We start from the raw sequence: 20,583 nt of genomic DNA, 5'->3' as shown, positions 1-20,583 counted from the left end.
CCCGCTTTTGGCTCTTCGATGGTGGCCGGTTCTTTTTTAATAATTCACTGTTGTTGGGGCCGGCGCGGCCGCCCGACCGCGCGACCTGACGGTCGCGCGCGATCCTGACGGTCGCGTTGGGAGTCTCGCCGGCGCGAAACTCCCGCGGTTCGTCAGCCGGCGGCCGGAGGCGTACGGCGGCCGAAGATTGCAGTGCCGACGCGCACCATCGTCGCCCCTTCCCCGATCGCGATCTCGAAGTCGCGGGTCATGCCCATGGACAGCTCGCCGAGAGTAGCAGGGTCGAAGCCCTCGTCCAGCAGGGTGTCGCGAAGCTGCCGGAGCCGGCGGAACCAGGGCCTGACCGCCTCCGGGTCGTCCGACCACGGCGGCATCAGCATCAGCCCGCGCACGCGGGCGGCCCGGCATGTTCGGGCCGCCTCCAGCAGCGGGCGGATTTCTTCTGCCGACGCCCCGTGCTTGGTCGCCTCGCCGGCGAGGTCCGCCTGGATGAGCAGCTTGGGCGCGGTCGCCGCCTCGGCCGCGGCCTGATCGAGACGGCGCAACAGCCGTACGCTGTCGACGGAGTGAATCCAGTCGAAGGCGACCGCGGCGCTGCGGGCCTTGTTGGACTGCAGGTGGCCGATCAGGTGCCACCTGACCCGCAGCCCGGACCCCCGCTCGATCTTGTCCAGTCCCTCCTGGACGCGGTTCTCCCCGAAGTCGGTCAGGCCGGCGCTCGTGCCCGCTTCGACAGCATCCAGCGGGAAGGTCTTCGAGACGGCGATCAGCCGGATCTCGTCCGGGTCCCGGCCGGCTGCCGTGGCGGCGTGTTCGAGGCGTTCGCGGACGAGTCGGACGTTCGCGACCACGGCCTCCGGGCTTGGCGGCGTACTCAGCGCTCAGCGCTCCAGCGCGGCGATGCGAGACCTCGCGTCGGCCGCGTGCTCGCCGCTTCCATCCAGACTGACCGCCCGCCGCAACGCGGTCAGCGCCGCACCGGACCGGCCGATTTCCGTCAGCGCGACTCCCAGCCAGTAGTACGCCGGCGCGTAGCCCGGACTTCCGCCGACCGCCTCCTCGAAGCGCTGCCGGGCGTCCTCGACGTTGCCGGCCTCGAGGAACGCGATGCCGCGTGCGACTTCCGCGGCGGCCTGCCGGCGTCCGGCTTCCAGTGCGGCCAGGGTCAGACGCGTCGCCTCGTCGCGGGCTCGGGCGGCGTCGTCGGGGCGTCCCGATCGCGTGAAGACGTTGGCCAGTCCATAGTAGGCGGCGGTGTAATCCCGCCGGATGGCGAGAGCGTCCTCGAACGCGCGCTCGGCGGCCGGCCAGCGCTCGAGGGCCGAGTAGGCGACACCGACGTTGTAATGGCACTCGATGCAGTTCGGGTCGAGTCCCGCGGCAAGCGTGAACCAGGTCACGGCTTCGTTGTGCGCACCTTCTCGGTTGGCTCCGACGCCCGCCGCGAACAGCTCGTCCAGCCGGTCGCGTGCTCCGCCCGCGATGATCCAGGGGGTGGCGCCCCGGTCGGGTCCCAGGGCGAACCGGATCTCCACCGCCCGCCGATCACGGACCCGCACGCGGTAGACCTCGCTCTGCAGGGCCCCGAGCGCCGCCGTCACCGCATAGAGCCCCGGGACCACGTCCGATCGAGCGAAGCGGCCGTCGGATCCGGTTTCGAATTCGAGGGAAGGACCGTCACCGTCGAGCGGAAGCAGGACGATCAGGGCCCCCGCGACCGCGGCCCGGCTCCGCTCGTCCACCACCGCGCCGCGCACCGTGCCTGCCGTTTGTCCGCTCGCCATGCCGGCCGCTCCGGTGATGCCGAGGGCGGCGAGGCACGCCACGAGCACGCTGCGGCGCCACCGGCGCAGGCGCAGCAGGGCGCGCGTCCTCATGTTGCTCAGTCTAGGAGTCTGCGCCGCAGAACGCAACGGAGTGCGGTCTCCGGCGCAGGCTCCTGGAGCGGGGGGGATGGGCCGCAACGCCGCGCCGGCGAGGCGTTGCGGGGCGCTAGTCGAAGAAGCAGGACACCGACGCCAGATCGTGCGTTACGGGCGCAGGCGGCAGGGAGTCCAGGAAGCGGCGCCCGTACCCCTTCGTTCGCAGGCGCGGGTCCAGCAGCGCCAGCACGCCGCGGTCCGTGCGGTGGCGGAGCAGCCGGCCGAGCCCCTGCAGCAGGGTCAGGATGGCGAGCGGCATCTGGTAGTCGGAGAACGGATTGCCGCCGTCCGCGTCGATCTGCTCCATGCGGGCGGCGGTCAGCGGATCGCCGGGGGAGGCGAACGGGAGCTTGTCGATCACCACGCAGCTCAGGGCGTCGCCGGCGACGTCCACTCCCTGCCAGAAGCTGGAGGTCGCCAGGAGCACCGCGTTGCGCGTGGCGCGGAACTCCCGCAGAAGGACGCTGCGCGGCGAGGTTCCCTGCACCAGCAGAGGATAGGGGAGTGTCGGATCGAGCCGGGCGTGCACGTCGCGGAGATTCGCGTAGCTCGTGAAGAGGACGAACGCGCGGCCCGCGGTGATCCGCAGCAGCGCGGTGACCTCCCGGGCGACAGCGGCGGTGAACGCCGGATGGCGCGGCGGCGGCATCTCGCGCGGCAGGTAGAGGATGGCCTGCTCGCGATAGTCGAACTCCGACGGCAACCGCAGCTCGGTGGCGTCGGCGATGCCCAGCCGTCCCCGGAGGTACGCGAAGGAAGCGTCGACCGTCAGGGTGGCGGAGGTCAGGACCGTGCTCTCCATCCGCTCGATCAGCAACTCGCGGATGATGCTCGATACGTCGATCGGTGCGGCCCGCAGAAACACTCCCCGGCCGCGCCGTTCCACGAAGTAGACGTAGGCGGCGTCGCCGGCGGCCAGGAGGAACGCGAGCTCCGTGCGGATCTCGTCCGCCCGCCGGCCGAGCGCCGCCAGATCCGTGCTCCCCGACGGCTTGGCGAGCCTGGAAAGCGCGCCGGCGAGATCGCCCAGGCTCCGTCCGAGGCGGCGGGCCGGCTCGGCGACCGCGGCGAGCGTGTCGGCAGTCACGCGGCTGCGCTCCCCGCCGGCAGCCGGCGCAAGCGAGCCGAAGAAGAGATGGGCGTCGCCGCGCACACGGTCCAGCAGGTCCAGCAACTCGAGCACCGACGCTTCCTCGAGCTCGACGGCCGGCGGCGCATCGCCGGCGACGAGTCGCCGGCCGTCGTGGTACAGCTCGTCGAGCCGGTGGTTGCTGACTGCGATCCCGAAGTACTGCGTGGCCACGTCTTCGAGTTGATGCGCTTCGTCGATCACCGCGACCGTGCACGCGGGAATGACCTCGCCGTACGCGCTCTGGCGCACGGCGGCGTCCGCGCACAGCAGATGATGGTTGACGATGACGACGTCCGACTCCGCCGCTCGCTGCCGCATCGTCGTCACGAAGCACTCCTGGTAGGCGGGGCACTCGGTGCCGATGCAGTTCTCGGAGGTGGCGGCGACGTCGTTCCAGACGGCCAGGTTGTCGGGCAGGTCCTCGATCTCGGCCCGGTCGCCGGTCTCCGTCTGTTCGGCCCACGCGGCGAGCTGGTCCAGCACGCTCCGTTCGGCCAGCGGCAGCAGGGAGGCTGCCGCCTCCGCACGCCGTGTCGCGAACCGGTGCAGGCAGAGGTAGTTCCCCCGGCCCTTCATGTAGGTGGCCCGGAAATCGACGCCGAGTGCGTGCCGCAGGTCGGGAAGGTCCTTGTAGAAGATCTGGTCCTGCAGGTTCTTCGTGCCGGTCGAGATGAGCACCCGCTGCCCGCTGAGGATGGCGGGTACCAGGTAGGCCAGGGTCTTGCCCGTCCCGGTGCCGGCTTCGGCCAGCAGGACGCCGCCGGTCTCGAGCACGTGCGCCGCCGCGGCCGCCATCCGCCGCTGGCCCGGCCGCGGCTCGAACGCCGGCATCGCGTGCGCGAGCGCGCCGTCGTCGGCGAGCGCTTCCGCGACGCGCGTCGCCAACCCCGGTTCTAGATCTGGTCGTGGCGGGGAGGCGTCGGGTACAGCGGGAACTTCCGGCACAGCGCTTCGACCTCGCCTCGAACCATGACGGCGCCGCGGTCGTCGTCGGGGGCGCTCAGCACGCGTCCGATCAACTCCGCCACGGTGTCCATCTCCGCTTCCGCCATGCCCCGGGTGGTCAGCGCCGGCGTACCGAGCCGAATGCCGCTGGCCACCATCGGCGGCTGCTGGTCGAAAGGTATGGCGTTCTTGTTCACCGTGATGCCGGCCCGTCCCAGGGCCGTCTCGCAGACCGTGCCCGTCAGGCCGCGGGAGAAGACGTCCACCAGGAGCAGGTGATTGTCGGTCCCCCCGCTCACGATGCGAAAGCCCTGATCCGCCAGCGCGCCGGCCAGGCGGCGCGCGTTGCGGACCACCTGCCGCTGGTAGTCGGCGAAGCCGGGGGTTGCGGCTTCCCTGAAGCAGACTGCCTTGGCGGCGACGACGTGCATGAGCGGTCCGCCCTGCACGCCCGGGAACAGCGAGCGGTTGATGGCCTTGCGGTGCGATTCCCGGCAGAGAATCAGGCCGCCGCGGGGCCCCCGCAGCGTCTTGTGGGTCGTAGTGGTCACGACGTCGGAATGCGGTACCGGGCTCGGATGCTGCCCGGTGGCGACGAGACCGGCGATATGCGCCATGTCCGTGACCACCGCGGCGCCGACGGCCTCGGCCACGCCGGCGATGCGCGCGAAGTCGATCACGCGGGAATAGGCGCTCGCGCCGACCATGATCAACTCGGGCCGGTGCTGGTGAGCGAGCCGTTCGAGCGCGTCGTAGTCGATTCGCTCGTCGTCGCGGCGCACGCCGTAGGGGACGATCTCGTAGAGCTGCCCGGAGAAGTTCAGCGGATGCCCGTGGGTCAGATGCCCGCCGTGGGCGAGATTCATGCCCAACACCGTCTGGCCCGGCTTGAGCAGGGCGAAGTACGCCGCCATGTTCGCCTGAGCGCCCGAGTGCGGCTGCACGTTGGCGTGCTCGGCTCCGAACAGGGTCTTCGCGCGGTCGATGGCGAGCGACTCGGCCACGTCGACGTACTCGCAGCCTCCGTAGTACCGCCGCCCCGGATAGCCCTCCGCGTACTTGTTGGTCAGCGGCGAGCCCATGGCCTCGAGCACGGCGGCGCTCGTGAAGTTCTCGGAGGCGATCAGCTCGAGCCCGTCGTTCTGCCGCTCGATCTCCTGGCGGACGGCCCTGGAAATCTCCGGGTCGCTCGTGGCGAGCGGCTGCATTCGATCGGTGAGGCCGGCGATCTCGTTGGCTCGGTCGGCGTCGAGGGTCTGCGTCACGTGACCCCTTCCAGGCAACGCTCCAAGTCCGCGATCTTGCGCACCCGCGGCCCGTGCCGGCCGCCGCCGAACGGCGTGCCGAGGAACTTCTCGATGATGGCCATGGCGGTTTCCGGAGCCACGGACCGGCCGGCGAGGGTGACGACGTTGGCGTCGTTGTGCTCGCGGCAGAGCCCGGCGCCGACTGGATCGTGCACGAGGGCGGCCCGCACGCCGGGCACCTTGTTGGCGGCGATCGACATGCCTATGCCGGTTCCGCAGACCAGCACGCCGCGGTCGAAAGCGCCCGCCGCGACTCCCTCGGCGACAGGCCGCGCGAAGTCGGGATAGTCCGCGGGTTCCTCCGAATGGGTGCCGAAGTCGACATACGTGTTGGGCGGCCCGGTGGGACTCTCCCGCGCCGCCTCGTCGAAAGCACGACGAATGAACGCCTTCAGGGCGACGCCGGCGTGGTCGGCGCCCAGCGCGATCCGCATGTCGCAATTGTACTATACGAGTCTGGTGGTCCCGCCCGCCGGGGGCCGGCTCCGGGGCGGCCGAGGAGAACGATTTCTGGACGAACGACGATCGAGCGGTGACGCAGCCGGTACGGCCGGCTCGGGCGGACGGGCGCGCCGCCCGGCGTCGAGTGTGGAGGGCGTTGCCTCCCGCACGCGGTCCCGCCGCGCCGGGCCGGCGAGGAAGGTCGCGGAGTCGCAGCCTCCGCCCGACGCCGCGGGACGTCCGCCCCGTGGTCGCTCGACGGTTCGGGAACCGAAGCGGGAGCCGGCGGTTGCGGTAACCGCGCGGGGGGAGCGCCGCCTGCGGACCGGACATCCCTGGATCTATCGCTCGGATCTGCGGCGGGTGGCCGCCGCCCCGGGTGACGTCGTGCGAGTGAGCGGCGGCGACCGCCGGCCCCTCGGCTACGCGCTCTACAGCAGTCGCTCGGTGATCGCCCTCAGGATGCTGACCCGGCGCGACGTGCGCCCCGGCGCCGCGTTCTGGCGCGCCCGGCTCGAGGCCGCCATCCGGTACCGCGAATCGCTGGACATCGACTCCACGGCGTATCGGCTGGTCCACGGCGAGGGTGATCGACTACCCGGACTGGTCGTGGATCGCTACGGCGAGGCGCTGGTGGTGCAGGCCCTGTCCCAGGCCACCGACCGCCTGCTGCCGCTGATCGGCGAACTGCTGGTGGAACTCCTGCAGCCGGCCGGCATCCTGGCCCGCAACGATCCGCAGGTACGGGCGCTCGAAGGGCTGGACCGCGGCGTCGAGCTGCGCCACGGCAGCGTTCCGCAGGAGATCGAGGTGCGGGAAGGAGCCGTCCGATACGTCGTCGATCCCTGGCAGGGCCAGAAGACCGGTCTGTTTCTCGATCAACGCGAAAATCGCCTTGCCGCGGCCCGCTATGCGCGCGGGAGGGCGTTCGACGGCTTCAGCTACACCGGCGGGTTCGCGCTGCAGATGGCTCCGGCCTGCGATGAGGTGGAGACGGTCGACGTGTCCGAGAGCGCGGCGGCCTCCGTCGAGCGGAACGCCGAGATCAACGGCGTCGCCAACGTACGGGCCCGAGTGGGCAACGTCTTCGACGTGCTGCGCGACCACGACAGGGCGGGCGAGCGGTTCGATACGATCGTGCTGGATCCCCCGGCGTTCGCAAAGAACCGCGGGGCCACGACGCGGGCGCTGGCCGGCTACAAGGAGATCAACCTGCGCGCGCTCCGGATCCTGTCGCCGGGCGGGGCGCTGATCACGTCGAGCTGCTCCTACCACGTCGACGAGCCGGCTTTCACACGCATGATCGCGGAAGCCGCGGCCGACGCTCGGGCGGATGTCCGCGTCGTGGAGAGGCGGCTGCAGAGCCGCGACCATCCCGTGCTGGCGACCGTGCCCGAAACCTCGTATCTGAAGTCCGTCGTGCTGCGCAGGATGTAGCCGCGTGACGGCGATCATCGCAGATGGCGCGACCGGGCCGCGTGCTATATTCGTTCGCACTCTCAGATCAAGGAGCGATTCATGGCGAGCCCTGCTGCTTCCATGCCTTCACTTGAATCCCGTTTCGCCGAGGCTTTTCCGAACTCGACCAAGGTACACGTCGAGGGCGGGCGCGTCCGTGTGCCGATGCGCCGGATCGCGTTGTCGGACGGGGAGCCGCCCCTGCAGGTCTACGACACGAGCGGTCCCCACCAGACCGACGCGCGGGCCGGCCTGCCGCCTCTGCGGCGCGAGTGGACGGCCGCCCGCGGGGACGTCGCCGAGGTCGCGCCGGCGGGCGCCGCGCACGGCTCCGAGCAGATACCGGCCTCGCTGCATCGGCCGGTCATGCGCGGCGCGGGCTCCGTCACGCAGATGCACTACGCCCGCAAGGGCGAGGTGACCCAGGAGATGGAGTTCGTCGCTTTGCGCGAGGGCTTCGAACCGGATTTCGTCCGCGCCGAGGTAGCCCGCGGAAGAGCGATCATCCCGGCCAACATCAACCATCCGGAACTCGAGCCGATGGCGATCGGCCGCAACTTCCTGGTGAAGATCAACGCCAACATCGGGAACTCCGCCGTCAGCTCGTCGATTGACGAGGAGGTGGAGAAGCTGCGCTGGGCGACGTTGTGGGGCGCCGACACCATCATGGATCTGTCCACCGGCGCCGACATCCACGAGACGCGCGAGTGGATCATCCGCAATGCGCCCGTGCCGGTCGGCACCGTGCCCATCTACCAGGCCCTGGAGAAGGTCGACGGGCGGCCGGAGGAGCTGACCTGGGAGATCTATCGCGACACCCTGATCGAGCAGGCGGAGCAGGGGGTCGACTACTTCACGGTGCACGCCGGCGTGCTGCTGCGGTACGTGCCGCTGACGGCGGGACGATTGACCGGCATCGTGTCGCGCGGCGGGTCGATCCACGCCAAGTGGTGTCTCGCGCACCACCAGGAGAACTTCGCGTACACGCATTTCCGCGAGATCTGCGAGATCATGCAGGCCTACGACGTCTCGTTCTCGCTGGGGGACGGCCTGCGGCCCGGCTCCATCGCGGACGCCAACGACGAGGCGCAGTTCGCCGAGTTGCGCACCCAGGGCGAGCTGACCCGCATCGCCTGGGAGCACGACGTGCAGGTGATGAACGAGGGGCCGGGCCACGTCCCGATGCACCTGATTCGCGAGAACATGGAGAAGCAGCTCGAGTGGTGCGAAGAGGCGCCCTTCTATACGCTGGGCCCGCTGACGACCGATATCGCTCCGGGCTACGACCACCTGACGTCGGCCATCGGCGCCGCCATGATCGGCTGGTACGGCACGGCGATGCTCTGTTACGTCACTCCCAAGGAACACCTCGGGCTCCCGAACCGGGACGACGTCAAGGCCGGGGTCATCGCCTACAAGATCGCCGCCCATGCCGCGGACCTCGCCAAGGGGCATCCGCGCGCCCAGGCCTGGGACGACGCGCTCTCGAAGGCCCGCTTCGAGTTCCGCTGGCAGGACCAGTTCAACCTCGCGCTCGACCCGGTGACCGCGCGGGCCTACCACGACGAGACGCTGCCCGCCGACGGCGCCAAGGTCGCCCACTTCTGCTCGATGTGCGGGCCGAAGTTCTGCAGCATGGAGATTACCCAGCAGATTCGGGACTTCGCGGCCGAACGGGGCGTGGGTGAAGAGCAGGCGGTCGAGGTCGGGCTCGACGAGAAGTCGGCCGAATTCCGCGAGCGGCGCGAGATCTACGTCCCCGCGAAGTAGGTGGCCGCCGTGCTCTTACCGGCCGCTACGGCCGCGCCGGGACGTCGCCGCGCCAGCCCGGTCGGCAATCGTCTCCTGCGGCTCCGAACTCCGACCAGGCTCGGACGGTGAGAGCCGGCGCCGCGACCTCCTAGCGGTTCGCCGCGCCCTCCGGCAGGGTCGTGATCTGGATGATCGTCGGGAAGATCGCCGGCTCCCCGCCGGCCGTCGGGTCGATGTAGCCGGTGGCTCCGCCCCAGGTGTAGTCCTTGATCGTGACGCTCGGCCGGAAGTCCATCTCTCGGTCGCGGAACCGCGCCGTCTCGAACTGGTGGATCGGCGGGGCGTCGTACAGCCGCCGCCCGCGGTTGCGCAGCCGCGCCGAGTAGTACCGCACCATGTCGTCGAACCGGGCGCCCGTCCCGAACAAGTGGAAGCGTTGTCCGCGGCCGGCGTCGTACGACGTGATGTACCGCGCGTTCGGATAGATGGGCACGCCGAGGGTCGCCTCGGTCGGAACCGCGACCCGGGGCGCCGCGGCCGGCCCCGCCACGTCGATCTCCGGGGTGGACGGAGCTCGCGCGGGCGCTGTCTCCGGGGTGGGAAACGGCCGTGGAACGGGCCGGCGCTGCGCCTGCAGCGGAACGGCCGCCGCGGTGACCAGCACCAGCGCCAACGTGACGCTCAGAGCGCTTCTGTACCTCACGGTCGTATTATGACGCATGCCGACCCTGCGTGAGTTCTGCAACAGTCGTCGCGAGTGGCTGATCGGCGTGCTGACCGAGCTGGTGCGACTGGAGTCGCCCACCACCGAGCCGGCCGCGGTCGATCGCTGCGGAGAGCGGCTGGCGCAGCACCTGGGCGAGATGGGGGGTGCGGTCGAGCGCATTCCATCGCCCACCAGCGGCGCCCATCTGCGGGCGACCTTCGGCTCCGCGTCGGCGGCGCGGCAGGTCATGCTGCTCGGGCACTTCGACACGGTGTGGCCGGTCGGGCAGCTCGAGCGCATGCCGCTGCGCGAGTCCGACGGCCGCCTGTACGGACCCGGCGTGTTCGACATGAAGGCGGGCATCGCCATCGGGATGCTGGCCGTCCGGGCGCTGGCCGCGGCCGGCCGCCTGGACGATCTCCGGGTGGTCATGCTGTGGACGGCGGACGAGGAGCGCGGCAGCCGTTCTTCCCGCGGCCTGGTCGAAGAGGAGGCCCGCGGGAGCAGCGCCGTCTTCGTGCTGGAGCCTGCGCTGCCGGGCGGGGCGGTGAAGACCGGCCGCAAGGGGTGCGGAGAGTTCGAGTTGCGGGTACGCGGCGTCCCGGCGCACGCCGGCATCGATCCGACGCGGGGCGCGAGCGCCATAGACGAGCTGGCCGCCCAGATCCGGGCGGTCGGGGCGCTCCGCGATCACGGGCGCGGAGTGACGTTGAACGTCGGTGTCATCGAAGGGGGAGACCGGCCCAACGTCGTGGCCGAGCACGCCCGGGCGGTCATCGACGCCCGCGCGGCGACGATGGAGGACGCGCGCCGACTCGAGCGCAGCATGCAGGCGCTGCGGCCGGTGCTGGAAGGGACGAGCCTCGAGGTGGGCGGAGGATTCTCGCGGCCGCCGTTCGAGAGGACGGAGCAGGTGGCCGGCCTGTATGAAGTCGCCCGGACGGTTGCTGCCGAAATGGGTCGGGAGTTGGGTGAAGGCGTTACCGGCGGCGGCTCCGACGGGAACTTCACCGGCGCGCTCGGCGTCCCTACTCTCGATGGGCTGGGTGCGGTGGGCGACGGGGCGCACGCGCTCGACGAGCACGTCGTCACCGCCGACCTCACCTGGCGCGCCGCGCTGCTGGCCGGACTCATCGCACACTCCGGCTAGAATGGCATTCAGGAGGATCGGATGGGAAACACCGTCAAGACCGTTCTGCTGCTCGGTCTGCTCAGCGGCCTGCTGCTCGCGCTCGGCGAGTGGTTGGGCGGCTCGAGCGGCTTGATGTTCGCTTTCGTCATCGCCGTGGCGATGAACTTCGGCTCGTACTGGTTCTCCGACCGGATCGTGCTCAGGATGTACCGCGCGGAGCCGGTCGGTCCGGAGCACCCGCTGTATCGGATCACGGCGCGCCTGGCGCAGAGCGCCAACCTGCCGATGCCGAAGGTCTACGTCATCCCGGACGACTCTCCCAACGCGTTCGCCACCGGGCGGAATCCGCGGCACGCGGCGGTGGCGGCGACCACGGGATTGCTCCGGTTTCTCGACGAGCCGGAGATCGAGGGGGTGATCGCGCACGAGCTCGCTCACGTGAAGCACCGCGACATACTGATCAGCTCGATTGCCGCCACCGTGGCCGCCACGATCATGATGGTGGCTCGCATGGCCCAGTTCGCCGCGATTTTCGGCGGGTTCGGGCGAGATGACGAGGAGGGCTCCAATCCGCTTGCCCTGCTGGCGACGATCATCGTCGCGCCGCTCGCCGCGATGCTGATCCAGGCGGCGATTTCCCGTTCCCGGGAGTTCGCGGCCGACCGGGGCGCGGTCGCCATCGCCGGCAATCCCTACGGTCTGGCCGGCGCGCTGAAGAAGATCGACGCGGCCCAGCAGCGGATTCCGCTCGACGCGAATCCGGCTACGGCGCACATGTTCATCATGATGCCGCTGTCGGGCCGCGGCATCATGTCGCTCTTCAGCACCCACCCGCCGACGGAGCAGCGTATCCGCGCGCTGCTGGGAACGGTCTGAGGGATTCCGGGAAACCGAGGCCGTACTGGTGCGGCCGGCTCCGGTCGGAGATCGATGGGCGGGAGGTGCGCTGCTCGGGACCCGGCCGGTCTTTACTCTCCAGCCCGTACTTCGCCATCAGGGCTCCCATGACGGTCCGGAAGCGCGTCGCGTAGGACGCCGACGCGTGCTTGCCGGCGTAGAGGCGGCCGTACCCCGCGACGAGTTGCGGGTATTCGCGCGAGAGGAACCGGAGAAAGTGCCGGCGCGTGTCCCCCTCCAGATGCAGCAGGAGCGCACCGACATGGCTCGCGCCGCTGTCTGCGATCGCCTTCAGCGTCCGCTCGATTCCGGCCGGCTTCGAGCTGATGCCGGGGACGATCGGCGCCATCAGCACGCCGGCGTCGACTCCCGCGTCGCGCAGCCGGCGCAGGGCGCGGAGTCGTTGTAGCGGATGCGCCGTGCCCGGCTCGAGAGACCGCCAGGCGTCGACGTCCACCGTCGGGAGGCTGAACGTCACGGTGCAGCGAGTGCGGCGCGACAGCTCCACCAACAGGTCGGTGTCGCGCACGACCAGCGTTCCCTTCGTGATCAGTCCGACCGGCGTCGCGTGGGGGATCAGGACCGACAGGGTTCTTCGCGTGAGCCGGTGCCGGCCTTCTATGGGCTGATAAGGATCGGTGGCGGTGCCGAGGGCGACCATCTGGCCGTCGAGCGGCCGTCTGGACAACTCGCGCGCCAGCACGTCCGGAAAATTGCTCTTGACGAGCACCACCGAGGAGAAGTCGTCGCCCGCGTCGAGCTCCAACTGCGACTGGTAGCGGCGGGCGAAACAATAGTGGCAGCCGTGCGTGCATCCGCGGTACGGGTTGAGCGTCCAGCGGAACGGCATGCCCTCCACCCGGTTGAGGGCCGAGCGGCAGACGATCTCCTGGTAGACGGTGTTGTCCCCCCGGCGCACGCCGTCGGGGAGGCCGCCGACCCCGGCCTCGCGGACGGCGCGGGCCACCGCCCGCGTCGTCGGTCGCCCCGCGAGCTCGAAGAGTCTCGGCTGGTTCATCATGCGTCACTTTCGTTGTTTGTTCGCCTGCATCCTCGCACGAAGAGCCTGCGGCCGTCAACTGCCGGCGGGACGACCCTTCCCTCGGAGTCAGCCGACCGCGGCGCGCCAGTGGTCCAGGAGGTCGCGGAGGGTCTCGGACAGGGGAATCCGCGGCGCCCAGCCGACGTCCGCCGTGATTCGCGTGCGGTCGCCGCAGAGTACCGGGTAGTCGCTCGGGCGAAGCCGTGCGGGGTCGACGCGCACTTCGATCGGGATGGCCGTCAGGGAGACGAGCCTATCGAGAACCTCGCGCATGGGGTGAGCAGTGCCCGAGCAGACGTTGTAGACGGCGCCCGGCGTGCCGCGCTCCATGAGGTCACGGTAGGCGCGGACCGTGTCGCGAACGTCGAGCAGATCGCGTCGAGGGTCCAGGTCCCCTACCCGCAAGGCGGGTTCTGCGAGGCCGGCTTCGACGCGCGCGATCTGTCGCGCGAAGCTCGAGGCGGCGTACGACGGGTTCTGGCCGGGGCCGATATGCGTGAAGGAGCGTGTCCGAATGACGCCGAGGCCTTCGGCGGCGTAGCGTGCGGCCAGCATCTCCTGCGCCAGCTTGCTCAGGCCGTAGGGGCTCGCGGGACCGATGTCCGCGTCCTCGGCGAGCGCGCCGCGCCCCGGGCGATAGACGAGCGCCGAGCCGGGGATGAGGACCCGGGCCGACGGAGCGGCGCGTTCGATCGCCGCGAGCAGATGCTCGGTTCCGATGACGTTGGTCCGCAGCGTCGAGACACGGGCGTTCCAGGACCCGGCAACGGCGGCGGCTCCGGCGCAGTGGTAGACCTGGTCGGGCTCCAGCTCTTCGACGGCGCGGTGCACGGCGTCGGCATCGAGGACGTCGACCGCCCTGAGGGAGCGCCGCGCCGGACTGTCCGAAGCGGGGCGCCGCGCCTTGTCGCCGTCCGGGTTCGGGCGCCGCCAACCGACCACGTGCGGCGCCGGCTGTTCGGCGCCGAGCAACGCGACGAGATGGCTGCCGACGAAGCCGGCCGCCCCGGTCACCAGCACGCGCTGAGTCATCGGCGCCTCGCGATGCCCGGCGGGGCCGGACGGTACGCTACCGGTAGCGGCCTCCGGTGCCGCCGAAGTTGTTGGTGAACGTTCCCAGGCCGGCCAGCGTGAACGACACGGTGACGCGCCGGTCCCGCTCGACGAGTGCCCGGCTTCCGAGTCCCTCGAAGTTGAACACCTGGTAGTCCACGCGCAGGCCGCAGCACTGTGCGTTGTAGTAGAGGCGGATCATCTGGGCCAGGAACCGCCCGCGCCGGATGTCGTAATTGAAGTTGTACAGGCCGCCGAACCCGTTGTCCGACGTGCGGAACGACGTCGAGGAGTTGATGTAGTTGTCCAGTCGGGCAGGGTTGTCGAATCCGGGGAGGCCTTCGATGAAGCGGCGCTGGCTCCAACCTCCGTTCGTCGAGAGCCAGCCGCCGACCTCGTAGCTTCCCTCCGCGGAAATGGTCCGCATCGCTCCGGCGCGCAACAGAGGCACGTAAGCGCGGCGTGCGAAGTCCGGGTCGAACTCCATGCGCAACGTGCCGCCGATCTCGCGCGTGGGCTCGGCGCGCACGATCACCGACATCGGCGAAAAGTTGCTCGGCGGCGTACCGCTGAAGCTCGTCCGGAAGCTGCGGTCGTATTGCGCGGCGTTCTCGTCGGTGTAGTAGCTCTGGGTCACGGACGCGGAGAGGATCTCCCTCGCGACCGATTCCGGCCCGCCCTCGAAGACCCTGGCGTAGAGGCGGGTGTCGAGCCCGTACTCGACCCGCCAGACGTTGCCGACGATGGAATCGATGCCCTCGATGCGGACGATGCGATCGAAGTCGTCGATGGCGCTGACGCGCGAGATGCCCGTCCACGGCTCGATGAGGTGCTTCATCCGTTCGGAGTACCCGCTGTCCGGCGTGTCCCATATCTTGACGAACGAGGGACCGGTCGCGCGCGTCGACAGCTCGTAGAACTGACGGCCCACGCCGACCGCGACCTGTTCCCTGCCGCCTGTCGAGGCGGCGGTTTCGGGCATGTCGACGAGGCTCTCGTCCCAGTAGGTGGCTCGCCAGGCCGCAGTGGAGTCGATCTTCAGGAACGGCCAGCGGTTGAAGGGAATCTGCAGCACGGGGTACAGATCGAAGCGGCTGAGTCCGGAATCGACCTCCTGGGCCACCTCGTTCCGCACCCGGCGAGACTGTCTGAGCAGACGGGCGTACTCGGCGTCGAAGGAAACGTACATCGGGGTTCCGAAGAGCTCGGTCTTGCCGCGGCCGAACCCGATGCGCGGACCGGCGCCGTTGAGCGCCGAGTCGGTGCCGCCGAAGAAGGTCTCGTTGAGGTCGTAGGTGCCGCTCAGCTCGTATTCCCCTACCGGCCCGCTGACGTTGCCCGACGCGGTGCGCCGTGAGTTCGAGGCGTCGAAGACGTTCGTGTGATAGGTCTGGCGGACGGTGATGTCGGTGAAATAGTCCACCTGGGCCCGCGCGGTCCAGTCGCCCGGAAGCCCGTGACGCGCGTTTCCCCTGAACTCGTAGCTCCGCCGCTCCGGACGTGTGCGCGTCCGGCCGCGGGACGCGATATCGGCTTCCGGCTCGTTGAGGCGATACATTCGAAAGTCGCCCTGCGACCCACCGCCCCTCGTGTAGCGGTACTCGGCGCCGCGCCCGTCGCCGCCGTGCTGCGTGAACCAGTCGTGATAGAACGTCGCGTCCTGGCTCCGGTCGATCGCCCAGAAGAAGGCGTTGCTGAAGCTCGATCCCTGGTAGGTCGAGGCCCCGAACGTCGGCATGAGGAATCCGGTGGCGCGGCCGTCCTCCTGGATCGGGTAGAGCAGGCCCGGCATGTAGAACACCGGCACGCCCTTCACCTTGAGCACCGGGTGCAGGATCCAGGCGTAGCTGTCGAGGTTGAGGGTCAGCGACGTCGCGACGAGCTGCCATCGCGGCGTCGGCTGGAGACAGCTCGTGAACGCGCCCTTGGTGATCCGGTAGCTCCGCGGACCGATCCGCTCGATCATCTGACCATGGAAGAGCAGGTCCGGCTCCTGGGTCCCGAACATGCTCCGATCGACCTCCTCGCCCAGGTCGATCCAGCCGTGCGCCTCGTGGAACACGGCTCGCTGATCGTCGGTCCAGTACTCCACCCGATCTGCGGAGAGACGGACCTCGGGCGCCGAGAAGACGACGTTGCCGGAGGCGACCAGCCGGAGCGCGGGAGCATCGTCGTCGCTCGCGTTGTCGCCGTCCGGATCTTCGTTGTCCGGAACGGCGCCGTCGGCGGGTGGCGTTTCGCTCGCGGAGTCCTCCGGCGCTTCTTCCGGGTCGTCCAGGTAGATGTCGACCTGGTCGGCGTAGAAGTCGAAAGTGTCGCCCTCGAGCTCCACCTCTCCGGTCAGGCGCAGGTGGTCGGCGCTGATCATCTGCAGATTGAACTGCTTGTGGTCGAAAGGCAGACTCGCAAAGAACTGCGCCGCCGCTGCATCGGGGAGCAGCACGATCGCCAGCAGGCCGGCCAGAGAGAATCGTACCCCGGACGACGGTCGCGCGCGGCCGGCGGAAAAGGGGGGGTGATCGCGGGTTCCCGGCACTGCGCGCATCCAGCAACTGATTCTACTCCTGCTCGGGACCGGCTCGCGGGCCGAGGCGGCCCCGGTCGAACTCGTGCAGGACCTCGCCCACGAGATACATCGAGCCGGCGACCACCGCCAGGGGCCCGGTCCGCCAGGCGGAAGCGAGCGCGGCGACCGGCGAGGCGGCGAACTCGACCGGCACGTCGGGCCGGGTGGAGCGAGCCGCAGCGGCGAGATCCCGCGCGGGCCTCCCTCGCGGGTTGGCGATCGGTGAGCAGATGATCCGGCTCACGGCGTTGCCGAGCGCGGCCAGCATGCCGGCCCCGTCCTTGTCGGAGAGCGTGCCGAACACGAAAGGCAGGCCGGTGGGGCAGATCTCGGTCACGTAGGCGCCGAGGGCCTCGGCGGCGGCCACGTTGTGGGCCGGGTCGACGAGGATGCGCCGTCCGGCGGCGCAGTCGACCCATTCCAGGCGTCCACGCCACCGCACGCTCGCGAGGGCCTCCTCGATCGCGGCGCGGGTCGATGGTCCCCCGACAGGCGACAGCTCTTCCAGCAGTCGCACCGCCACCGCCGCGTTCCGGAGCTGGTGCCGTCCTCGCAGCGCGAAGCGCAGGGGACCGTAGCTCGCACGGGGCGTTCTCAGCTTCTCGATCCGGGTGACCCCGGCGTCGATGTGCCAGCGCGCGTCCACCTCCGCCCCGGCGTCGATGAACCGGGCGCCCCGCGCGGCCGCCGCCCGCAGCAGCACGTCGCGCGCCTCCGCCTTCTCCTCCGCGCTCACGACCACGGTGCGCGGCTTGATGACGCCCGCCTTCTCGAAGGCGATCTCGGCAAGCGTCGCACCCAGGTGCTGTTGATGATCGAGATCGATGGACGGGATGCCGACGGCCTGCGGGTGCACCACGTTCGTGGCGTCGAAGCGGCCGCCCATGCCCACCTCGAGGACCGCGATGTCGATCTCCCGACGCCGGAAGAGGGAGAGCGCCAGAGCCGTGGTCGCTTCGAAGAACGTGGGTGGGTGGGCGAGCCGTCCGGATGCGCGGAGCCGCTCGATCGTCGCCCGGAGATGCTCCGCTTCCTTCAGGAGGACGGCGTCGTCCACGGCACGGCCGTCGAGGGCGAACCGTTCGCTGAGATTGATCAGGTGCGGCGAAGTGTAGAGACCGGTGGAGTATCCCGCCGCGCGCAGCCCCCGCTCCACCATCGCGGCAACCGAGCCCTTGCCGTTGGTGCCCGCGATCAGCACCGATCGGAAGTGCCGTTCCGGATGCGCGAGCGCCGCGGTGAGCGCGTGCATGTTCCCGAGGCCGAGCTTGATGCCGAACCGCTGCAGGCCGAACAGATAGGAGAGCGGATCCTCGGGCTGCGGGCAGGCGGGCGACCGGATGACCATGCGACGGATCCGCTTCCGTGGCAGACGGCGCGGCTACACGGCCATGCGCGGCACGTAGTACCGCGTGCGGCCGCCCATGCCCTCGATCTGCTTCAGCAGATCGTCGAGCGCCGGCTCGCCCCACGCGCGATCTGAATCGGACATCTCCACTACCAGCAAGGGTGTAGCGGTGTAGTGAAAGAAGAAGTGATGGTAGGCCTCGTTCAGCTCGCCGAGATAGCGGTCACCCGGCGCGGCTTCGATTTCGCCGCCCCCTCCCCGGGCGCGCGCCCGCTGCCGCAGGAGGTCGGTGGGGGTTTGGAGGTAGATCACGAGGTCCGGCGCGACGATATCCGGCGCCAGCAGGTCGTAGAGCCGCTGATAGATGAAGAGCTCGTTGTCGTCGAGGTTGAGGTGCGCGTAGATCTTGTCCTTGTCGAACAGGTAGTCGGAGATGGTCAGGCGGTTGAAGAGATCGGACTGCCGCAGCCCGATCTGCTGCCGATGGCGCGCCAGCAGGGAGAAGAGCTGGGCCTGGAAGGCCGCGCCGGCTCGGCCCGCATAGAAGTCGGCGAGAAACGGGTTCTCCGTGTCGTCCAGAATCACTCCGGCGTCGAGCCGCGCCGCGAGACGCTCGGTGAGGGCTCCCTTGCCGACGGCTATCGGGCCCTCGATCGCGATGTGCCGAAAGTCCACCTCACGCGAGTATAGACAATGCGCGTGCTATGATGGCGGCGCTCGCCGACATCGTTCCCATGCAGCGCGCATCGCTGGCCGCCTGTCTCGTTTTCGTCGCGGGGTGCGCGTCCTCGCCGCCCGTTGCCGCCCCGCGTTCTCCCGAGCCCGCGGATCTCATGTCCTGGATCCTGAGGCTCGAGGATGAGCGCCGGCTCGCCGATCCGGCGCCCGCTCCCGGCGCCGCCGTTTCGCCGCCGCGGGCGACCGGTCCCGTTCCGCCTCGCGCGGATCTGCTGGCCCTGCTCGAGGTGCCGGAAGCGCACCTGCGCCGCAGGGCGGCGCTGGCCGTCGGGCGCGTCGGGCTCTCGGCCGGTGTCGACGCGCTGGCCGGGTTGTTGGCGGACCCGGAGCCGGAGGTGCGCCAGATGGCGGCGTTCGGCCTCGGCCTGATCGGCGACCCGGGAGCGGTGGACGTCCTGGTCGCCGCCCTCGACGATCCCGCGCCTCCCGTCCAGGGCCGCGCGGCGCAGGCGCTGGCCCGACTCGGCGCGGACTCCGCCGCCCCGGCAATCGGAGCCATGGTCCGACGCCATGTGACGTCGGCGTACGACCTCGACCCGGACGACATGACCTACCCGCAGAGCGCCTCGGTCGAGGCCTTCAGGCTCGGCCTCTACGCGCTCGGCGAGCTGCAGGCGTTCGAGCCGCTGGCCGAAGCGGTGCTCGGCGAGGATTCGCGGCCGATCCTCTGGTGGTGGCCGGTCGCCTACGCATTGGGGAGAACGGCAGACGAGCGGGCCCTGCCCGCGCTCGTGACCCTCGCGGGCGTTCGGGGCAGCGTCGGGGTGGCGCTTGCCGGAGAGGGGCTCGGCAGGCTGGCCGATCCGGATGGAACAGAAGCGCTCACAGACCTTCTCAGCCTGGAGCGACGGGGCCGGGCAGTGGTGCTCAGCGCCCTCCGGGCGCTCGGTGAGACGGACGATCCGCGCGCCGCCGAGGAGCTCGACCGCTTCGTCCGCATCGCGGGGCTGGACCGGCAGCTCCGGCGGGCGGCGGTGGACGCGCTGGCGAATCACGCGAGCCGGGCTTCGATCGAGGTCTTCGTCGAATTGCTCGGACACCCGTGGGCGCCGCTGCGAGCCGCTTCGATCCGGGCGCTTTCGCGGGTGGACCCGGAACGGTTCCTGCTCGTCCTGTCCGGCCTCGGCTCGGATCCCGACTGGCGGGTCCGGGCGGCCGCCGCCGAAGGCCTCGGCCACGCCAGCCCGGAGGCAGCCAGAGCCACGCTGGAAGCGATGCTGAACGACGACGATCAGCGGGTTCTGCCAGCCGTGCTCGACGCGCTGGCCGCCGGAGAGCCGACCGGGATCGCGAGCCTGCTGCTCGACCGGCTGGAGACGCCGGACGTCGTCGTTCGCGCGACCGTAGCGCGCCTGCTTGGGGAGCTGCAGCCGCCGGACGCCGAGGCTGCGCTCGCCGCCGCCTATGAAGCGGCCGAGCCGGACGCATCGTTCCTGGCCCGTGGCGCGATCGTCGATGCGCTGGCCGCGTACGGCGGCGATACGGCGCAGGAGACGCTCGGTGTGGCGCTGGCAGACCGGGATTGGCCGGTTCGCGTCCGCGCAGCGGAGCATCTCGCCCGCCTGGATCCCGAGTCGGATCCCGCCGCGGCGATCCGGCCGGCGCAGGGGCTGCGACGTGTGGACCACGCCGCTCCGCATCTGACGAATCCGCAGGTATCGCCGCACGTCTACATCGAGACGGCTCGCGGCACCATCGAGATCGAGCTCGCCGTGCTGGACGCGCCGTTGACCGCGGAGAGTTTCACCACTCTCGCACGCCAGGGCTTCTTCGACGGGTTGACGTTCTACCGGGTCGTACCGGGGGAAGCGGCGTACAGCGGGGATCCCCGGAGCGACGACAAGGGAGGAGCCGGGTTCACGCTCCGCGACGAGCCGAGCCAGCTACCGTTTCTCCGGGGCACGGTGGGGCTGGCGCGCGATCGGCCGGATACGGGTGGCAGCCGCTTCTTCATCACGCTCGCGCCGCAGCCCAGGCTCGACGGTCGCTACACGGCTTTCGGTCGTGTCGTCGCGGGGATGGAAGCCGCGGATGCGTTGCAGACGGGGGACCGGATCGACCGGGTCCTCGTGTGGGACGGCGTCCAGCCGCTCGCGGGCGCCGGCCAGCGTTGATTCGGCGCGGTGTTGCGGTCGCGGCGCGAC

The 20,583-nt window shown here is 70.3% G+C and carries 16 protein-coding genes; 5 read left to right on the top strand and 11 right to left on the bottom strand.

Annotation, left to right across the window (positions count from 1 at the left end; all coding sequences use genetic code 11):
* Positions 1-152 precede the first annotated feature (152 nt).
* From F4X11_05560 to F4X11_05540, 5 genes are all read right to left on the bottom strand, one after another.
* Positions 153-878 carry a YggS family pyridoxal phosphate-dependent enzyme gene (locus F4X11_05560; GenBank protein MYN64482.1) on the bottom strand — a complete coding sequence of 242 codons (726 nt, stop codon included), beginning with the start codon at positions 876-878 and terminating at the stop codon, positions 153-155.
* Positions 879-881: 3 nt separating this feature from the next.
* Positions 882-1,877, bottom strand: a complete 996-nt coding sequence (locus tag F4X11_05555) for a tetratricopeptide repeat protein (protein MYN64481.1) — start codon at positions 1,875-1,877, stop codon at positions 882-884.
* Between the two features lie 115 nt (positions 1,878-1,992).
* Complete coding sequence (locus tag F4X11_05550) at positions 1,993-3,885, bottom strand: ATP-dependent DNA helicase (GenBank protein MYN64480.1); 1,893 nt, start codon at positions 3,883-3,885, stop codon at positions 1,993-1,995.
* Positions 3,886-3,947: 62 nt separating this feature from the next.
* Entirely contained in the window at positions 3,948-5,207 is a 1,260-nt protein-coding gene (locus F4X11_05545) for a serine hydroxymethyltransferase (GenBank protein MYN64479.1), read from the bottom strand.
* A gap of 53 nt (positions 5,208-5,260) precedes the next feature.
* On the bottom strand, positions 5,261-5,740 hold the full coding sequence (locus tag F4X11_05540; protein MYN64478.1) for an RpiB/LacA/LacB family sugar-phosphate isomerase: 480 nt from the start codon (positions 5,738-5,740) through the stop codon (positions 5,261-5,263).
* On the opposite strand from F4X11_05540, the gene F4X11_05535 reads away from it, so the two are divergent.
* Positions 5,739-7,184 (top strand): class I SAM-dependent rRNA methyltransferase, encoded by a 1,446-nt coding sequence (locus tag F4X11_05535; GenBank protein ID MYN64477.1) that lies wholly within the window; start codon positions 5,739-5,741, stop codon positions 7,182-7,184. The genes F4X11_05540 and F4X11_05535 overlap by 2 nt on opposite strands.
* A gap of 102 nt (positions 7,185-7,286) precedes the next feature.
* Positions 7,287-8,975: a phosphomethylpyrimidine synthase ThiC gene (gene thiC, locus F4X11_05530; protein ID MYN64476.1), complete on the top strand. Its 1,689-nt coding sequence runs from the start codon at positions 7,287-7,289 to the stop codon at positions 8,973-8,975.
* 130 nt (positions 8,976-9,105) lie between these two features.
* Here thiC and F4X11_05525 read toward each other — a convergent pair whose 3' ends face one another.
* Positions 9,106-9,660, bottom strand: coding sequence for a hypothetical protein (locus F4X11_05525; GenBank protein ID MYN64475.1), 555 nt, complete (start codon positions 9,658-9,660; stop codon positions 9,106-9,108).
* 16 nt (positions 9,661-9,676) lie between these two features.
* Between F4X11_05525 and F4X11_05520 the strand changes: the two genes are divergently transcribed.
* Both F4X11_05520 and F4X11_05515 read left to right on the top strand, forming a co-directional pair.
* Positions 9,677-10,813 (top strand): M20 family metallopeptidase, encoded by a 1,137-nt coding sequence (locus tag F4X11_05520; protein MYN64474.1) that lies wholly within the window; start codon positions 9,677-9,679, stop codon positions 10,811-10,813.
* A 21-nt stretch (positions 10,814-10,834) separates the two neighbouring features.
* Complete coding sequence (locus tag F4X11_05515) at positions 10,835-11,671, top strand: zinc metalloprotease HtpX (GenBank protein ID MYN64473.1); 837 nt, start codon at positions 10,835-10,837, stop codon at positions 11,669-11,671.
* Here the strand turns inward: F4X11_05515 and F4X11_05510 are convergent.
* From F4X11_05510 to F4X11_05490, 5 genes are all read right to left on the bottom strand, one after another.
* Positions 11,616-12,713: a radical SAM protein gene (locus F4X11_05510; GenBank protein ID MYN64472.1), complete on the bottom strand. Its 1,098-nt coding sequence runs from the start codon at positions 12,711-12,713 to the stop codon at positions 11,616-11,618. The two genes, F4X11_05515 and F4X11_05510, sit on opposite strands and share 56 nt — an antisense overlap.
* Before the next feature lie 87 nt (positions 12,714-12,800).
* The gene (locus F4X11_05505) at positions 12,801-13,766 is read right to left on the bottom strand and encodes an NAD-dependent epimerase/dehydratase family protein (protein ID MYN64471.1); all 966 of its coding nucleotides are present in this window, start codon (positions 13,764-13,766) and stop codon (positions 12,801-12,803) included.
* A gap of 37 nt (positions 13,767-13,803) precedes the next feature.
* The gene (locus F4X11_05500; GenBank protein MYN64470.1) at positions 13,804-16,332 is read right to left on the bottom strand and encodes an LPS-assembly protein LptD; all 2,529 of its coding nucleotides are present in this window, start codon (positions 16,330-16,332) and stop codon (positions 13,804-13,806) included.
* Between the two features lie 13 nt (positions 16,333-16,345).
* Positions 16,346-17,701, bottom strand: coding sequence for a bifunctional folylpolyglutamate synthase/dihydrofolate synthase (locus tag F4X11_05495; protein MYN64469.1), 1,356 nt, complete (start codon positions 17,699-17,701; stop codon positions 16,346-16,348).
* Positions 17,702-17,734: 33 nt separating this feature from the next.
* Positions 17,735-18,376: a deoxynucleoside kinase gene (locus F4X11_05490; protein ID MYN64468.1), complete on the bottom strand. Its 642-nt coding sequence runs from the start codon at positions 18,374-18,376 to the stop codon at positions 17,735-17,737.
* Positions 18,377-18,405: 29 nt separating this feature from the next.
* Between F4X11_05490 and F4X11_05485 the strand changes: the two genes are divergently transcribed.
* Positions 18,406-20,553 carry a hypothetical protein gene (locus F4X11_05485; GenBank protein ID MYN64467.1) on the top strand — a complete coding sequence of 716 codons (2,148 nt, stop codon included), beginning with the start codon at positions 18,406-18,408 and terminating at the stop codon, positions 20,551-20,553.
* Positions 20,554-20,583 lie beyond the last annotated feature (30 nt).

This window comes from Acidobacteriota bacterium (assembly GCA_009861545.1).
GTDB lineage: Bacteria > Acidobacteriota > Vicinamibacteria > Vicinamibacterales > UBA8438 > WTFV01.
Note: the sequence above shows the minus strand (reverse complement) of the source record. Positions and strands in the feature narration are given on the sequence as shown.